Annotated in this window: 15 protein-coding genes; 11 read left to right on the forward strand and 4 right to left on the reverse strand. The window is 65.2% G+C overall.

Going from position 1 to position 16,943, the window contains the following annotated elements:
• Positions 1 to 172: 172 nt before the first annotated feature.
• A complete protein-coding gene (locus tag FNV92_RS08540; RefSeq protein WP_143841342.1) occupies positions 173 to 916 on the reverse strand; it encodes a DUF2147 domain-containing protein in 744 nt (247 codons plus the stop codon).
• A gap of 196 nt (positions 917 to 1,112) precedes the next feature.
• Here FNV92_RS08540 and FNV92_RS08545 point away from each other — a divergent pair, with 196 nt between their 5' ends.
• The 8 genes from FNV92_RS08545 (at position 1,113) to FNV92_RS08580 (ending at position 9,671) form a co-directional block, all read left to right on the forward strand.
• Positions 1,113 to 1,949 carry a DUF2147 domain-containing protein gene (locus FNV92_RS08545; protein WP_143841341.1) on the forward strand — a complete coding sequence of 279 codons (837 nt, stop codon included), beginning with the start codon at positions 1,113 to 1,115 and terminating at the stop codon, positions 1,947 to 1,949.
• Positions 1,950 to 2,271: 322 nt separating this feature from the next.
• Complete coding sequence (locus tag FNV92_RS08550) at positions 2,272 to 3,465, forward strand: extensin-like domain-containing protein (protein ID WP_041748105.1); 1,194 nt, start codon at positions 2,272 to 2,274, stop codon at positions 3,463 to 3,465.
• 1 nt (position 3,466) lies between these two features.
• Positions 3,467 to 4,054, forward strand: a complete 588-nt coding sequence (locus FNV92_RS08555) for a histidine phosphatase family protein (RefSeq protein ID WP_143841340.1) — start codon at positions 3,467 to 3,469, stop codon at positions 4,052 to 4,054.
• Positions 4,055 to 4,285: 231 nt separating this feature from the next.
• On the forward strand, positions 4,286 to 5,584 hold the full coding sequence (locus FNV92_RS08560) for a M20 family metallopeptidase (protein WP_143841339.1): 1,299 nt from the start codon (positions 4,286 to 4,288) through the stop codon (positions 5,582 to 5,584).
• A 17-nt stretch (positions 5,585 to 5,601) separates the two neighbouring features.
• Entirely contained in the window at positions 5,602 to 6,420 is an 819-nt protein-coding gene (locus FNV92_RS08565) for an ABC transporter permease (protein ID WP_244623744.1), read from the forward strand.
• A gap of 22 nt (positions 6,421 to 6,442) precedes the next feature.
• Entirely contained in the window at positions 6,443 to 7,453 is a 1,011-nt protein-coding gene (locus tag FNV92_RS08570; RefSeq protein WP_143841337.1) for a taurine ABC transporter substrate-binding protein, read from the forward strand.
• A gap of 61 nt (positions 7,454 to 7,514) precedes the next feature.
• On the forward strand, positions 7,515 to 8,870 hold the full coding sequence (locus FNV92_RS08575) for an amidase family protein (RefSeq protein WP_143841336.1): 1,356 nt from the start codon (positions 7,515 to 7,517) through the stop codon (positions 8,868 to 8,870).
• Positions 8,871 to 8,939: 69 nt separating this feature from the next.
• Entirely contained in the window at positions 8,940 to 9,671 is a 732-nt protein-coding gene (locus tag FNV92_RS08580; protein WP_244623743.1) for a Crp/Fnr family transcriptional regulator, read from the forward strand.
• A 113-nt stretch (positions 9,672 to 9,784) separates the two neighbouring features.
• Here the strand turns inward: FNV92_RS08580 and FNV92_RS08585 are convergent, their stop codons facing one another.
• The 3 genes from FNV92_RS08585 to FNV92_RS08595 form a co-directional block, all read right to left on the reverse strand.
• Entirely contained in the window at positions 9,785 to 10,126 is a 342-nt protein-coding gene (locus FNV92_RS08585) for a DUF6984 family protein (RefSeq protein WP_143841335.1), read from the reverse strand.
• Between the two features lie 183 nt (positions 10,127 to 10,309).
• Positions 10,310 to 10,651: a DUF6665 family protein gene (locus tag FNV92_RS08590; protein ID WP_143841334.1), complete on the reverse strand. Its 342-nt coding sequence runs from the start codon at positions 10,649 to 10,651 to the stop codon at positions 10,310 to 10,312.
• 53 nt (positions 10,652 to 10,704) lie between these two features.
• Positions 10,705 to 11,340 (reverse strand): TetR/AcrR family transcriptional regulator, encoded by a 636-nt coding sequence (locus tag FNV92_RS08595; RefSeq protein ID WP_015684243.1) that lies wholly within the window; start codon positions 11,338 to 11,340, stop codon positions 10,705 to 10,707.
• Positions 11,341 to 11,535: 195 nt separating this feature from the next.
• Here FNV92_RS08595 and FNV92_RS08600 point away from each other — a divergent pair, with 195 nt between their 5' ends.
• The 3 genes from FNV92_RS08600 (at position 11,536) to FNV92_RS08610 (ending at position 16,915) form a co-directional block, all read left to right on the forward strand.
• Positions 11,536 to 12,855, forward strand: a complete 1,320-nt coding sequence (locus FNV92_RS08600; RefSeq protein ID WP_143841333.1) for an HlyD family secretion protein — start codon at positions 11,536 to 11,538, stop codon at positions 12,853 to 12,855.
• Between the two features lie 190 nt (positions 12,856 to 13,045).
• A complete protein-coding gene (locus FNV92_RS08605; RefSeq protein WP_143841332.1) occupies positions 13,046 to 14,629 on the forward strand; it encodes a DHA2 family efflux MFS transporter permease subunit in 1,584 nt (527 codons plus the stop codon).
• Positions 14,630 to 15,115: 486 nt separating this feature from the next.
• Positions 15,116 to 16,915, forward strand: coding sequence for an ABC transporter ATP-binding protein (locus FNV92_RS08610; protein WP_168213298.1), 1,800 nt, complete (start codon positions 15,116 to 15,118; stop codon positions 16,913 to 16,915).
• Positions 16,916 to 16,943 lie beyond the last annotated feature (28 nt).

Here is a 16,943-nt window from a genome sequence, read left to right on the forward strand (position 1 = left end):
CGAGGCGAGATCCGTCGATATCAGCCGGGGTCAGCTGAATGGCGGATGAACATGTGTCGCACGGGAGGGGTGAATGTTCAAACGCCACGTCCGGCGAAGGACATGGCGTTTTCAAGTTGTCGTGCTAGATCCCGAGTCGATGCTTGGCATCGCCCGGGATGACACCTTCGCCTCAGCTCACGCGCTTCCAGGTCTGGCCGCCGCAGAACATGCCGCCGAAGGCGCAACCCTGCACACGCATCGTGTTCGGGCCCTTCATCGCGATCGTCGAGTCGTAGTTGCGGCCGGAGTCGGGATCATGGATGCGGCCGCTCCACTTCGAGCCCTCGGGCTTCATGTTGATCAGGATGCGTTCGTTGGTCTTCTCGGCGTAGCCGCAAAGGTTGGCTCCGCACTGCTCGACGCGGACATTGCCCTTGTTCTCTTCGGTCGCCCAGATGCCGATCGGCGTGTTGGCAACCGCCACGGGCGCGGCGGCAACCGGAGCCGGCGCGGGAGCAACCGCGACGGGAGCGGGCGCAGGCTGTGTCGTCGTGTCAACGGACGGAGCGGCGGCAACCGTCGCCGCCGGGGCAGCGGGAGCAACCGCAGGCGCGGCGGGCGCGGTCGCCTGCACCGGTGCCTGCTGCACGGGAGCCGGGGCGGGCTGCGCGGTCGTGGTCGCCGGAGCCGGCGTGGTGTCGATGTCATCGTCCTTGGAGCCGCCGAGGCCCTTGAGGTTGATGTTGTTCAGCTTGATCGGCTTGTCGGACAGGCCCGGCGCGACGATGGTGACGCAATTGAGCGAGGCGCAGTTGCGCGGCGTCTCGATGCGGATGTGCTGGCCTTCGATCTGGAACGAGATCGTATTGCCGGCATGGGCTGCGGCGGTCGAAGCCAGGAAGAGCGCGGTGGCGGCGATGGTGAGCTTGTTCATGACAACCTCCTGATATGGCGTGGTCCCGGTATGGACTGGTGTCGCCGGTGGATGAAGCGTGGTTCGACCCTACGCCCGGCCGGCCGCGCCTTCCGTGATGGACGTCACGGGAGGCTGTCGTCCCTGCGTGAGGCGGCGCACATTCGGCCGCCGTGCATCCCGGGTAATCTCGTCGCGACACGGAGGGGAGGGGTCGATGACGCGGCTTGTGGCTTCGCTTGGCATGGTGATCGCACTGGCGGCGAGTGCGCCCGCGGCGCAGGCCGGTTCCTACGCCTTCTCGATCGGCGGCCACCGGTTCCAAGTCGAGGCGCCCCGCAATTGCCGGTCCAGTTCCTGTGTTTCGATTTACGGCCGCAGCCTGCGGACGACGGAGGATGCCGGGACGGCACCGGTGCCTGCGCCTGCACCGGTCGTGCAGGCGCCGCAGCCGATCGCTCCGATCAGGCCGGCGCCAGTTGTTGTCGTGGTTCCGCCACCAGCTCCGCCGGCCCCCGTCCTTGCCGCCACGAACTCGCAGCCCGTCGCGCCGCCTGCTCCTCCGCGGGTGGATCTGCCGCGCCTCGATGCACCGAAGACTGTTGCGCTCGCCCCGCCGCGTCTGGAGCCGCCGGTCGTTGCCCCGCAACCCGAGATCAAGCAGGGCACGACGATCGCACAGCGCGGCGACGAGGAGCCGGCCTATTCGCCGCTCGGCGAATGGGAGAGCACTGGTGCCAAGGGCACGGTTCGCATCGAACGCTGCGGCCCCGCGCTGTGTGGTTTCGTGCTCACCGAAGCATCGAACCGGGGCGAGAGCGTGCTCGTCAACATGAAGCCGAAGACGCACGACGTCTGGACCGGCAGCATCTACAGCCGCTCCAGCGGCAGCACCTATTACGGCAGGATGACGTTGACGGCCTCCGGCAAACTTCGCGTCGAAGCCTGTGCGCTCGGCTACTTCTGGTGCACCGGCAACGACTGGACGCGGGTCGAGGAGCACCGGGAGCAGTTGATGACGACCTCACGGCAATGGAGTGGAGCGCGGTCGTAGATCCGCGCAGCCTGTGGGGTGATCTGGTCGATCGTCGTTGCTAGATCATGCCGAGCACGATGGCGCCGACAAAAGCCATGGCGAGATACGCGGTGACAACGCTCAGTCTCCCGGCGAACGTCATGACGCTGCTCCTGGGCTTGCCCCCACGCGCACCGCCCTACGCGCGACTTATGGTTAACAGAGAGTCTCTTTCCGAAAAAGTCAGCCTTGCTGTCGCGCGGCGCCGGGGGCATTCGGGCGCGCGCGGCCCGCTATGGTTAAAGAACGGTGAAATCAACATGTTGAAGAGTCTTTAAGTAAATTCACCCAACGTGCGTGCATGACGCGCGGAGTTCGTTTGTATCTCGTCGGCTCCATCGTCCTTGTTTCGCTTGCGGGTTGCGGACGCGGCTTTTTCCAGGCCGAGCGCGAACCGTGGCGGGCCGAGGCCGAAGCCGCTTGTCTGAAGTCCGGCGCGGTCAAGGAAAGCCCTGATATCGTCCGCATCGAGCCGATCTCCGGACCCGGCATGTGTGGCGCCGAGTATCCGCTGAAGGTTGCCGCCCTCGGTGAAGGCTCCAGCAGCTACGGCTTTGCCGATGAAGAATTGCGTCCGCCGGGGAGCGTCGGCAACCAGCCGCGCTGGCCGGTGACGCAGCCGCGCTCGAATTATCCGCAGAGCCAAAACTATCCGCAACGCTCGAACTATCCCGAGAGCGCGGTGCGCCAGCCCTCCGGCTATGGCGCGCCATCGGGCCCGGTGTCGCTGAACGCACCCGGCGTGGCGCCCCAGGAAGACGAGATCGACCTGCCGCCCGAGGGCACCGATGCTGCGGGCGCCGCGCGCTACATGAATTCGCCGAGCTATCCGGTGCGATCGGCGGCGCCCTATTCGCAGCCGCCGGCGCAGCAACCGTTGCCGCGTCTCGGCCCTGCACAGGGCAATCCCGTCACCGCCGTCGGCCCGGTGGCAATCAAGCCGACCGCGACGCTGGCCTGTCCGATCGTGTCCGAACTCGACCGCTGGCTCGCCGACACCGTGCAGCCCTCGGCGATGCGCTGGTTCGGCGTCCGCGTCGCCGAGATCAAGCAGATCTCCGCCTATTCATGCCGCGGCATGAACGGCAACTCGCGCGCCCACATCTCCGAGCATGCCTTCGGCAATGCGCTCGATATCGCCGCCTTCGTGCTCGCCGATGGCCGCCGCGTCACCGTGAAGGATGGCTGGCGCGGCGTGCCGGAAGAACAGGGCTTCCTGCGCGACGTGCAGTCCGGCGCGTGCGTGCATTTCACCACGGTGCTCGCGCCCGGCTCCAACGTCTACCACTACGATCACATCCACGTGGACCTGATGCGCCGCGCCAGCCGCCGCCTGATCTGTCAGCCCGCCGCCGTCTCCGGCGAAGAGGTCGCCGGGCGGGCCCAGCAGCGCAACCCTTACGCCGGCCGGCGTGATCCCTATGTCACCGGCTCGCTCGGCTCGCGCAAGAGCACGACGCGCAAGCAGGAAGAGGACGAGTACGCGGACGATTGAGATGACCGCCCGCATCGTCCGCTATCTCACCCATCCGCAGGTGCAGATCGACCCCGATGTGCCCGTGCCGCAATGGGGCCTGAGCCCGGTCGGACGCGCGCGGACCGAGACATTGGCGCAGGCGCCCTGGCTTGCGAACACCACGCAGATCATCTCCAGCGGCGAGCGCAAGGCGGTGGAGACCGCGGGGATCATTGCAGGCCCACTCGGGATCATGATCGAAATTCGCGCGGCCATGCATGAGAACGACCGTTCGGCGACCGGCTTCCTGAAGCCGGCCGAGTTCGAGCAGGTCGCCGACCGGTTCTTCGCAGAGCCGCATCTGAGCGTCCGCGGCTGGGAGCGCGCGGTGGACGCGCAGGCGCGCATCGTGCGCGAGGTCGAGGCGGTGCTGGCGCGAGATCGTCACGGCGATGTTCTCTTCGTCGGCCACGGTGCCGTCGGCACGCTGCTGCTTTGCCACTATGCCGGGCATCCGATCAATCGCGTCCACGATCAGCCGGCCGGAGGGGGTCATTGCTTTGCGCTTGCAAGGCAGGACAGGAGCATCCTGCACGCGTGGTGCAGAATGGAAGAGATCGCCTCCTGATGTGACGGATGGCCCGCGATTGCGAGGCCGGCCGCAGGCAGCGAGCGCTGCGTCTTCGGCAATGCAAATCTTGCGCGCAAAAATTTGCGCAGCCGGGATTTTCCTCCAAGGCATTGAATTGTCGCCGCTAATCGCAACCTGACGGGGTTCGACGGCGGTTGGCACAGTCGCTGCAATGAGACTGCTGCAACGAAGCGGCGCGGCCGGCGCTGTGAGCCATCGGAACCCGTCATGCAGATGTCCGTCACCCCGCCTACCTCCGATCTCGAGCAGCGCGTGCTGTCGCGCATCACGGAGGCGCGCTGGCTTGAGCTGGCATCGGAGCTGATCCGCACCGGACAGCCGCGCTCCGGCAATCCGCTCGATCCCGATCTGCCGCCAGCCGAGGAGGAAGCCATCTCCATGCTGGTCGCGGGCAAGCTCGAAGCTCTCGGCATGGAAGTGACAAAACACAGCGCGCAGCCGCACCGGCCGAACGTGCTCGGCGTCTTGAAGGGGCGGGAGGGCGCGCCGTCGCTGATCCTCAACGATCATCTCGACACCTATCCGGCCGTCGAGCCCCACAAGTGGCACATGACGGATTTTGATCCGTTCAAGGCGACGCGTCACGGCGACCTGCTCTACGCGCGCGGCACCTCCGACACGCGCGGCAATCTCGCGGCGTCGCTGCTCGCGGTGCAGGTGCTGGTCGAAGAAGGCGTGACATTCGATGGCACCTTGATGTGCTGCTACACCGTCGACGAGGAGCGCAACGGCACCGAGGGCTCGATCTACATGCTGAACAAGGTCGGCCTCACCGCCGACTACGAGATCACCGCCGAGCCGACCGCGTGGGGCGATGTCGGCAAGGACTGGGGCATGAACCTCTCGGTGGCCAATTCCGGACACTGCCTGGTCGAGGTCACGGTCGAGGGCATCAAGTCGCATATCTGGCGCCCCGACATCAGCGTCAACGCCATCATGGAGGCGGCCAAGCTGCTGCCGAAGCTGAAGGAGATGGCGTTCACGCACGTGCCGAGCACGTTCATGGGACACACGCCGCCCTGCTGCTCGGTGGTGCGCATCCGCGGCGGCCTGCCCGGCGAGATGCAGTTCTCGCCGGATGCCTGCACCATCACGCTCGCGGTGGTCGGCATCGTCCCGGGCATGACGCTTGGCAGCGTGATCTCCGACATCGAGCGGCTCGGGCAGCAGACGTTCGCGGGCGTCAACGACGTCAAGGTCGGGGTGCGCCAGGTGCCCGGCTCGCTGTTCGTCAATGCGACCGAGCCGGTGCCGGTCGAGGAAGAGCCGTGCCGCTCCCTGCGCGACGTCTACAAGCGCATGATGGGCCGCGAGCCCGGCGTCAACCGCAAGAACGCCTTCAACGACACCATCCGTTTTCGCGAGGCCGGCATCAATGCCGTGACCTTCGGTCCCGGCGAGGACGGATGGGCGGTCGACAACGAGAACATCTCGATCACCAAGTCGGTGATGGCGACGCGGATCTACGCGCTGACCATCATGCAGATTCTGGGCGTGCGCGCATGAGCGCCGAGGCAAGCCCCATGGCCCTTCCGATCCCGGCCGATCGCACGCGACGGGGCAGCCTGCGGCTGCCAAAGGTCTCGCGATCGATGCTGCTCTCGACGCTCACCGTCGCCATGCTGCTGGCGGCATGGGCCATCGTGACGGAGATGGGCTGGGCCAACGAGCTGTTCCTGCCGAAGCCGCAGGCGGTGTGGGCCGCGTTCGTCAAGACCATGACCAGGGGATATCAGGGCGCGACGCTGCTCCAGCATCTCGGTGCCAGCCTCTATCGCATCCTCACCGCGTTCGCGCTGGCCTGTCTCGTCGGCATTCCGCTCGGCGTTCTCATGGGCGTGTCGCGCAATGCGCGCGCGCTGCTCAATCCGCTGATCGAGTTCTACCGGCCGCTGCCGCCGCTCGGGCTCTACACGCTGCTGGTGATGTGGCTCGGTATCGGCGAGAGCTCGAAACTGTCGCTGCTGTTCCTCGCCGGCCTGCCGGGCATCGTGATCTCGACGATCCAGGCTGTCGCCAGCGTCGATCCCGTCTATGTGCGCGCCGCGCAGTCGCTCGGTGCAAACAGGCGCCATCTATTGTTCCATGTCTATCTGCCCGCGGCGGGACCCTTGATCCTCGCCGGCATGCGCATCTCGCTGGGGTTCACCTACACCGTTCTCGTCGCCGCCGAGATCGTCGCGGCTTCAGCCGGCATCGGCTGGATGATCTGGGACGCCGCGAAATTCCTGCTGTCCGACGTCGTCATCATGGGCCTGATCGTGCTCGGCCTCACCGGCGTCGTGCTCGACCTCATGATGCGCGGCATCGCAAGACTTCTGATGCCGTGGGCCCGAACCTGATCCTGACCGAGGAGAGACCGATATGATGAAGAGATTGATTGCGACCCTTGTTGTTTCCACGCTTGCGCTCACGGCGATGGCGCGTGCCGAGGACAAGCCGGCGAAGGTGACCGTCGGCTATCTGAACCTCGTGAACGCGCAGCTCGTCACCAAGCATCTCGGCCTGCTCGCCAAGGAGATGCCGGGCGTCGACATCAAATATGTCAAGGTCGGTGGCGGCGGCGACATGCTGCGGGCGATCGCCGGCAACGACGTCGACTTCGGCGGCCTCGGCAATCCGCCGACCGCGATCGGCGCGACCCGGGCGCTGCCGATCAAGGGCATTCTGGTGATCAACCTGCTCGACTACGTCGAGTCGCTGGTGGTCCGCACCGACAAGAACATTACGTCTCTCAAAGACCTCAAGGGCAAGACGGTCGCCGCGCCGTTCGGATCGACGACACATTATCTGCTGCTGCAGGCCCTGAAGGACGAGGGCGTCGATCCTGCCTCGCTGAAGATACTGGACCTCGCTCCGTCGGACATCGCGGCGGCATGGCTTCGCGGCGACATCGATGCCGCCTGGTTCTGGGAGCCCAACCTCGACAAGGCCGTCAAGAACGGCGGCAAGATCCTCATTACCTCGGGCGAGATGACCAAGCGCGGCTATCCGACCTGGGATATCGGCGTCGTCATGAACGCGTTCGCGGAGAAATATCCGTCCTATGTCGAGAAGTTTATCAAGGCCGAGTGCGAGGGGATCGATTTCTGGCTGAAGAACCCGGAGAAGACGGCCGAGATCATCGCGGAGGAGCTGTCGCTTCCTCTTCCCGACGCGACACGGATGATGAAGGGCACCGGCATGGTTCCGTGCAGCAAGCAGCTTACGGAGGAATATCTCGGCACATCCGCGAAGAAGGGCAAGTTCGTCGATACGCTGATCTCGACTGCGGACTTCCTGGTGAAGCAGGAGCGGTTGCCGAGGTTGCTGCCGCGCGCCGACTTCGAAGCCTTCATCCAGCCTGTCTATCTGGAGAAAGTGGTCGGCCGTTGAGGCCGGCTGCCGGCGGGCTTGCCTCGCCGGCACCTCCCGTTCCCGCAAGCATGTGACCGACATGGATATCTCCCCCCGGCACCTTCGTGCCGCCTACCGCGGTGGCGTGCTCAGGCCATCCGACGTGGCTGCGCATGTGTTGTCCCGCCTGAACGCCGCCGACCAGAGCGGCGTCTGGATCTCGACGGCGAAACCCGAGAGCGTCATCGCCGCCGCCCGCGCGCTCGAGGCGCGGATCGGCGAGATCGACGCGCTGCCGCTCTATGGCCTCGTGTTCTCGGTCAAGGACTGCATCGACGTCGCGGGCGAGCAGACCACGTCGGCCTGTCCGGAATTTGCCTATGTCGCAAAGGATACGAGTCCCGTGGTGGCCGACGCCATCGCCGCCGGCGCGATCTATGTCGGCAAGACCAACATGGACCAGTTCGCGACCGGGCTCGTCGGTGTGCGCTCGCCCTACGGCATCGCGCGCAACCCGCACAATCCCGATTATATTCCCGGCGGCTCCAGCTCAGGCGCGGCGGTGTCGGTCGCGACCGGGACGTCGTCCTTTGCGTTCGGCACCGACACCGGCGGATCGGGCAGGGTGCCGGCGTCCTATTGCGGCGTCACCGGGTTCAAGCCCGCGCCCGGGGCCTTCAGCCAGCGCGGCATGGTCTATGCGTGCCGGAGCTTCGATACCATATCGCTCTATACGCAGCAGCCGGACGATGCCTACGACATCTATCGCGTGCTGGCGCGGCACGATCCAGAGGACTGCTTTTCGCCGGTCGATTTTGCCGGCTGGACGGAGCAGGCGTCGCCGGCGCGCCCGCTGAAGATCGCGACGCCGCTCCTCGATCAGCTCAAATTCTTCGGCAACGTAGAGACGGAGCGGCTGTTCGGCGATGCGCTTCACAGGCTGCGTCGGCTCGATCTGCCGGTCACGCCGGTCGATTTCTCGCCGTTCACCTCGATCAACGATCTGATGTTCTTCGGGCCGTTCCTGGCCGAGCGGGATGTCTCGGTCGGCGCCTTCCTCGATGCCAATCCCGATGCCGGCGTCAGGATCGTGCGCAATCTCGTCATTGGCAGCCGGAAGTTCACGGCCGCTGATACCTACCGCGCTCTTTATGAGGTGAAGGACGTCCAGCGTTCGCTTCGCGCGTTCTGGGAGAGGCACGACGCGCTGGTTGTTCCGACGGTCGGCACCATCCTCAGCATCGCTGATGTTGCGCGTGATCCGCTGACGGCGAATTTCAACAACGGCTACTATACCAACTACGCCAATCCGCTCGGGCTCGCCGCCATCGCGGTGCCGAATGCGGTGACCGGGGCCGGCGTGCCCTACGGCGTCACCTTTCTGGCGCCGGCCGGGCGGGAGCGCCTGCTCACCGACCTGGCCTGCGCATTCACAGGAGCGGCGGCCCGGCCTTGAGCTTTCGCGGCGCGTTGCAATCCGATCCGGGAACTCCTAGCCTTCGAGCCGTCACTCGAAGGGAGACCGATGGTGGAGCGCAGTCATGCGCATGAGGTGGCCGATCCAGGTGAGCCGTGCGCCGAGCTGCGAAGGGCCGGGACCGGACGTTACGTGCTGAAGGCGCTGGACAAGCCCGATCTGGACCTGGTGATGCGCACCGGCAGGCTGGCCACCTACCAGAACCGCGAATATCTATTGCGGGAAGGCGAGCCCGCGGACGGCATCCACATCATCCTGAACGGGGTCGTCGAAAGCACCCATGCGGGCACGCAGGGGCGCGAGCTGATGCTGGCGACCTGGGAGGCCGGCGATTTCGTCGGAGCTCCCTACATTCTCGGCGATCACCGCCACAGCTGGTCGGCCCGCGCGCTTGGGCGCGTCGAGGCCCTGCATCTCGACCAGGATGCGATCCGCACGCTGATCGCGCAGTCGCCGTCGTTTGCGGTCGCACTGATCGAATGCCTGGGCTTCAAGGGCGAGACCTATTCGATGCTGGCGCAGACGCTGGCGGGGCAAAAGGCGGCCGAACGGCTGGTGCTGCTTCTGGTCAAGCTGTGCGAGAACGCGGCGCAGGACGAGAGCGGCCCGATCTCGCTCGGCCGCGTGACGCAGGCCAATCTCGCGCGCATGATCGGCGCGACGCGGCAGTCGATCAGCCTGATCCTCAATCGCCTCCAGGACGACGGCATCATCGCGACCGGTCCGACCAAGATGGTGGTCAACGATCTCACGGCGCTGAGGAGGCAGGTGACGGACTAGGGCTTGTACTTATAGACGTCAGATTCCGAGGGCCAAGCAGAAGTTGCCCCGCTTGGTCGGCATCGACTGCTTATGACCCCTAGCCGAGCCAGTTCGAGCGGCTTCAAGTCGGGCTATCTGAGCTTCTGTGCCGACCCGCGTGGAGGTCGGACATCACCTATGGCGGGGATCCTTTGTAGTGGCGAAAAGTCGACTTTCCAAAGATCAAGTTCAAACAGCTCGTCGCGCTGATCGAGGTTCAAGGCGACCGATACTAGCACTCCATCGGCATCGTCAAATTCGGCTTCGCCAATACATCGGCCAAGACGCCGGTCTGCGGCACCGGCGAAGAGAAGGCTACCCATCCCACCGTCGTTCATGTCCTCTACGAGGCCAAAATGTCCCTGCAAGGGTGAATGCTGACCTAGAATAAAAGCAACCAAATCACGCTCTTTGGGGGTGAGGGGGCGTGGCATCTTCTTTTTCCCAGAGGCTAGCGTGCATTGGCTATATCACACCGTCGCTCGCGATGCCCGCTTCTGACCCCAAGGCGGAAGTCCTGCGACGTTTCGCTTTCGCGCCGCTATCGGGGCATAGCAGGCGTCAGACGGCATTCCCGATTTATGGGTACAAGCCCTGGCGCAGGCTGCTGCGCAAAGTCATGTCGAGGTCGGCTTCGACGGTGCGGGGACCAGCCCCATGCAACGCTGCACCTCGGCCGGGACGTTGTAGGTCCGCATGATGTGGCGGCTGTCGCGGAGGCCGGATGACTCCCGTTGCACCACCAACATCCAGAGCGCTTGCCCTGCTTCCATTACCAGCTTGCGCCTCGCCGCCTGCATGGAGGCCGGCACCTCCGGGAGCGCATGGGCGGCGTCGAACTCGCGCAAGCGTGTGAGCGCCTGTTCGAGCGTGCGGCCCATCCGTCCAAGCGCGGAGGCCTGTTCCTGAACGATCTCGTAGTGGAGGATATCGACGGGCGGGCGAAGATCACGGGACATGAGCCCAAATATAGCGTCGCCCGAATGGCCTGCAACGCACGGCCGGCTTGTCGCTACTTCGGCCGATACGCCGCCAGGAACATCCGCGTCGCGCTGTCCACCACTTCGGTCATGCGCTCCTCCGACGGCGCGGGCGCGGCCTGGAACACGAAAGGCAGGAAGAGCGAGGCCTTGCACAGTTCCATGAACTGCGAGGCCGCCAGATCGCAATCGTCGATGGTGAGATCGCCGGAGGCAACATGGGCTTTGAGATAGTCCGACAGACGGTTGATGGTCTTGTCCAGCACGCGTCCATAATAGCGGCGGCCGACGTCAGGCATGCGCTCCGCAATCGCCATGACGGTGCGGATCGCCGATCCGCCGCCGGGCCGGCAGAGCAGGTGGATGTAGGCCCGGCCAAAATCCGTCAGCGTCGTCTCGGCATCGCGAGCGTGGTCGAAATTGAAAGCGACCTGGCCGTAATCGAGCGCCTCCTGTTCGAGGATGGCTTCGAACAGCGCGCATTTGTCGGCGAAGTAGACGTAGAGCGTACCCTTGGAGACGGCGGCCGCGCGCGCGATCTCGCCCATGCTGGCGCCGTCAAAACCGAGATCCATGAACACCTTGCGGGCCCCGTCCAGGATCTGGCGGCGCTTGGAGCTGTCCTCCTCTTGGAGGACGTGCAGATGTTCGCGGCCGGCTACAACCATTGGTTCAGCGTCTCGGAAGGTTTTGGATCGGGCCCAAACCATGAAACCCAAATAAAGGATTCGGGCCAGTACGGTCCGCTCGGGTATATTATCTATATTGACCGAACCGTTCGGTCAATGGTATTTGGGATAGGCGAGAGGGAAACCGGCCGCATAACGGCCGTCCTTGATCGCGCTATTTTTGGGGAGGCCTTTATGGCCGTATCGAGAGACCAGGCTGCGCGCGTTCTTCGCCAGGAAGCGGTGGAGACGACGGCGGAGCAGGCGGGCAGTGACGTGACAACCGGAAAGTCCGCCGCGCTTGCCGAGCAGTTGCGCTCTCATGTGGCCGAGGAAGCCAAGCGCCGCGGCGAGGCGCCGGAGAAGCCCGTGACCGACAAGCCGGCCCCCGATGCAGCCGCGCCCGGCGCGCCTGCCGCCGGCAAGTCCGGCAAGCGCAAATTCGTCATGATGGGCATCGGCCTCGTGCTGGCGCTCGCGGCAGCCGGCTATGCCGGCTATTACACGCTGGTCGGCCGCTTCTATGTCTCGACCGACGACGCCTATGTCCGCGCCAACAACACCATGCTGGGCGCGCGTGTCGCCGGCCACATCTCCTCGATCCTCGCCGGCGACAACACGTCGGTGCGCGCGGGCGACATCGTCCTGCGCATCGACGACGGCGACTACAAGATCGCCGTCGATGCCGCCACGACGAAGATCGCGACCCAGCAGGCCACCATCGATCGCATCGGCCGACAGGTCGCCGCGCTCGACAGCCAGGTCGCGCAGGCCAAGGCGCAGCTGGTCTCGGCTGAGGCGGGCCTCAAGCGCGCAGACCTCGATTATGAGCGCCAGCAGGCACTGAACAGCAAGGGCTTTGCCTCGCGGGCGGTGTTCGAAACTTCGGAAGCCGGACGCGACCAGGGCGCCGCCGCGGTCAAGGCCGCGCAGGCCGCTTACGATGTCGCCGTCAGCAATGTCGATGTCGCCAAGGCACAGCAGGCCGAAGCGCAGGCGCAGCTCGCCGAGCTCAAGACCTCGCTCGCCAAGGCCGAGCGCGATCTTGCCTTCACCGCCGTGCGTGCGCCGGTCGACGGTGTCTTCTCCAACCGTCTCGTCAGTGCCGGCGACTTCGTCGCTGTCGGTCAGCGGCTCGGCAATGTCGTGCCGCTCGACAATGTCTATATCGACGCCAACTTCAAGGAAACGCAGTTGAAGCGCATCCGTCCCGGTCAGCCCGTGACGATCAAGGTCGATGCCTACGGCATGCGCAAGTTCTCCGGCGTCGTCGACAGCATCGCGGCGGGCTCGGGCTCGGTGTTCACGCTGCTGCCGCCCGACAACGCCACCGGCAACTTCACCAAGATCGTGCAGCGCGTGCCGGTCCGCATCCGCGTGCCGAAATCGGTCGCCAGGCAGAACCTGCTGCGTGCGGGCATGTCGGTCTATGCGACGGTCGACACCAACAAGGGCGCAGCCGACGCAGACAGCGAGATTGATCTCGACGATCCCACCATGGTCCATCCGCAATAAGCGCTGTGACATGAGCCGCGCCGCCGCGTCGAATGCAGGTGCGCACCCTCTCCCGCTTGCGGGAGAGGGTGTCTCCGCATTGGGACAATCCCCAAGCGGAAAGAACCCTCACCCGGCGCTTCGCGCCGACCTCTCCCGCTTGCGGGAGAGGTGCATCCAATCCGCAGCGTGCTCTAACCCGAGCTGAACAATGGCCACCGCCACCACCGCCTCGCCTGACATGATGGCGAACCCCGCTTCGGAGCGCATCGCGCCGAAGCGGCTGTTCGCCTTCATCATCATGGTGTTCGGGATGTTCATGTCGATCCTGGACATCCAGATCGTCTCGGCATCCCTCAGCGAAATCCAGGCCGGACTGTCGGCCAGCTCCAGCGAAGTCGCCTGGGTCCAGACCGCCTATCTGATCGCCGAAGTCATCGCGATCCCGCTGTCGGGATTCCTGTCGCGCGCTTTCGGCACCCGGTTGTTGTTCGCGATCTCGGCGGCCGGCTTCACGGTTTCGAGCCTGCTTTGCGGCTTTGCCACCACTATCGAGGAGATGATCCTCTGGCGCGCGCTGCAGGGCTTCCTGGGCGCCGGCATGATCCCGACGGTGTTCGCCTCGGCCTATACCGTGTTCCCGCGCTCCAAATTCCATATCGTAGGTCCCATCATCGGCCTCGTTGCGACGCTCGCGCCGACCATCGGGCCGACGGTCGGCGGCTACATCACCGACCTGATGTCGTGGAACTGGCTGTTCTTCATCAACGTCGTGCCCGGCATCGGCATCACCATCGGCGTGCTGGCGCTCGTTGATTTCGACGAGCCGCATTTCGAACTGCTCGACCGTTTCGACTGGTGGGGCCTGACGTTCATGGCCGGCTTCCTCGGCACGCTGGAATACGTGCTGGAGGAAGGTCCGCTCCATGCGTGGATGCAGGATACGTCCGTTGCGATCTGCGCCTGGATCTGCGCGATCTCGGCGATCGCCTTCTTCTGGCGCGTGTTCACGGCGGCCGAGCCGATCGTGAATTTGCGCACCTTCTCCAATCGCAATTTTGCGATCGGCTGCGTGCTGCAGTTCTGCATCGGCATCGGTCTCTACGGCCTGACCTACATCTATCCGCGCTACCTCGCCGAGGTGCGCGGCTACAGCGCGCTGATGATCGGCGAGACCATGTTCGTCTCCGGCATCACCATGTTCCTGATCGCGCCGCTGGTCGGCCGGCTGATGGTGAAGGTCGACATGCGCTACATGATCGCGTTCGGGCTGATCGTGTTCGCGATCGGCTCCTACCAGATGACATGGATCACCCGGGACTACGATTTCTACGAGCTGCTGATCCCGCAGATCCTGCGCGGCGTCGGCATGATGTTCGCGATGGTCCCGACCAACAATATCGCGCTCGGCACGCTGGCGCCGGACAGGGTGAAGAACGCGAGCGGCCTCTTTAACCTGATGCGCAATCTCGGCGGCGCCGTGGGCCTGGCCGTCATCAACACCGTGCTCAACGACCGTACTGATCTGCACATCACCCGCCTCCAGGAGCGCGTCACCTGGGGCAATACGACCGCGACCGAAACCCTGACCATGCTGCAGCAGAAGTTCCAGGGTCTCGGCGATGCCTCGCTGATGGCGATGAAGCAGCTCAGCCAGATCGTGCACCGCCAGGCCGTGGTGATGGGCTTTGGCGATGCGTTCTTCGTGCTCACGGTGTTTTATCTCGGCCTCAGCCTCCTGGTCACGCTGCTGAACAAGCCGGCGTCGCTGACCGGCGGCGGCGACGCGCATTGAGGCGACACGATCGGTGTCGTCGCCCGGCTTGACCGGGCGACCCAGTACGCCGAGACAGCGCGATCAGAACCGAGAAGCCCCGGCCTACTGGATTCCCCGCCTTCGCGGGGAATGACAGCGGCGCTTTGCGAGGTCCTCCGTTCGAAGGAGCGGACCAAATTGCAACACTCGTCCGTGATCTTGCGCCGGCCCCGTTGCAAACCGAAAACGACACATCTATAAAGCGCACCTCATTCATTCGAACCGAGAGGAGATTTGCATGATTTCGTCGCATTCGCAGATCGTCCGCCCGCGCTCGATGATGTTCTGGCTCGGTATCTGCTCGACCTCCTAGAGGTCCTTTCCGCCAGCTTCGATTGGGCTCCAAGTCCCGATCGCTCCGCTTCCCAAGTCAAAATCAGTCTCAAGTGACGCCGTTTCGGCCCTCGTGGCCGGCCTGTGTCCATCGATGGAGCCGGCCCGCGCCAAAAGCGGCCGGATGATGCCATGACCGCTCTGTCAAAAAAGCCCGCGGCGATACGCGTGGTGCTGCCTTTCGTGTTCCGGCACTGGCTGAAGCAGCCGGGGCGCACGCTCGTCATCGTCGGCAGCGTGTTGGGGGCGACCGCCGCCGACCTGTTCATGCCGGTGTTCTCCGGACATTTGATCGACGCGCTGACGCACGGTCCGTCCGATCCGGATGCGCGCCACGCGGCACTGGTCGCGTTCGGCGCCATCGTGGCGCTGGGCGCGGCGTCGATGGTGCTGCGGCTGGCAGGCCTGCAGGCGATCGTGCCGTTCACGCTGAAGATCATGTCCGAGGTTGCGCAGGACGCATTCGTGCGCGTGCAGCGCTTCTCGACCGACTGGCACGCCAACTCGTTCGCCGGCTCCACCGTGCGCAAGATCACGCGCGGCATGTGGGCGCTCGACCTGCTCAACGACACCATCCTGCTGGCGCTGCTGCCTTCGCTGATCGTGCTGATCGGGTCGGTGATCCTGCTCGGCGCGCATTGGGCCTCGCTTGGCGCGGTGATCGCGCTCGGCGCGCTGGCCTATGTCACGATGACGGTGCTGTTCTCGACGCGATACATCGCGCCGGCTGCGCGAATCTCCAATGCCTGGGACACCAAGGTCGGCGGCACGCTGGCGGATGCGCTGACCTGCAACGCCGTGGTGAAATCCTTCGGTGCCGAAATGCGCGAGGATTCGCGGCTCGCGCACGTCATCAATCGCTGGCGCGTGCGGGTGCGGCGGACGTGGTTTCGCTACAACTACACCGCCATGGCGCAGCTCTCGATGCTGTTATGCCTGCGGGGGTCCGTGATCGGCGGGGCGGTGCTGCTGTGGATGTCCGGGCACGCTTCGCCCGGCGACGTCACTTACGTGCTGACGAGCTATTACGTCATTCACGCCTATCTGCGCGACGTCGGCATGCACTTCAACAACCTCCAGCGCTCGGTCAACGACATGGAGGAGCTGGTGTCGATTCATGACGAGCCGATCGGCATTGCCGATGCGGCCGACGCGCGGCCGATCGTCATCGAGGGCGGCCAGATCGTGTTCGACGACGTCACGTTCCACTATGGCGGCCATCGCGCGCCGCTCTACGACGGGCTGTCGCTGACGATCCGCGCCGGCGAACGGGTTGGCCTCGTCGGCCGCTCCGGCTCCGGCAAGACGACCTTCGTCAAGCTGGTGCAGCGGCTCTACGACGTCTCCGGCGGCCGCGTGCTGATCGACGGGCAGGACATCGCGCTGGCGACGCAGCAATCGCTGCGCAGCCAGATCGCGATCGTGCAGCAGGACCCGATCCTGTTCCACCGGACGCTCGCCGAGAACATCGCTTACGGCCGGCCCGGCGCCAGCCTCGAGGCGATCGAGCAGGCGGCGCGGCTGGCAAACGCGCACGACTTCATCCTGCGCCTGCCGAAGGGCTACGGCACCCTGGTTGGCGAGCGCGGGGTGAAGCTGTCGGGCGGCGAACGGCAGCGCGTCGCGCTGGCGCGTGCCTTCCTGGCGGACGCGCCGGTGCTGATCCTGGACGAGGCAACCTCGAGTCTCGATTCGGAATCGGAGGCGCTGATCCAGCAGGCGATGGAGCGGCTGATGAAGGGCCGCACCTCGATCGTGATCGCGCACCGGCTGTCGACGGTGCGCAGCCTCGACCGGATCCTGGTGTTCGACCGCGGCGAGATCGTCGAGCAGGGCACCCATGCCATGCTCGCGGGCAAGCCAGGGGGACTCTATCGCGGCCTGTTCGAGCGCCAGGTCGTGGAGCTCGGACGCATCGTAGCGGCGGAATGAGGCGCGGGCGGCGGGACGAAAGTCCCGT

This window comes from Bradyrhizobium cosmicum (assembly GCF_007290395.2).
Lineage (GTDB): Bacteria > Pseudomonadota > Alphaproteobacteria > Rhizobiales > Xanthobacteraceae > Bradyrhizobium > Bradyrhizobium cosmicum.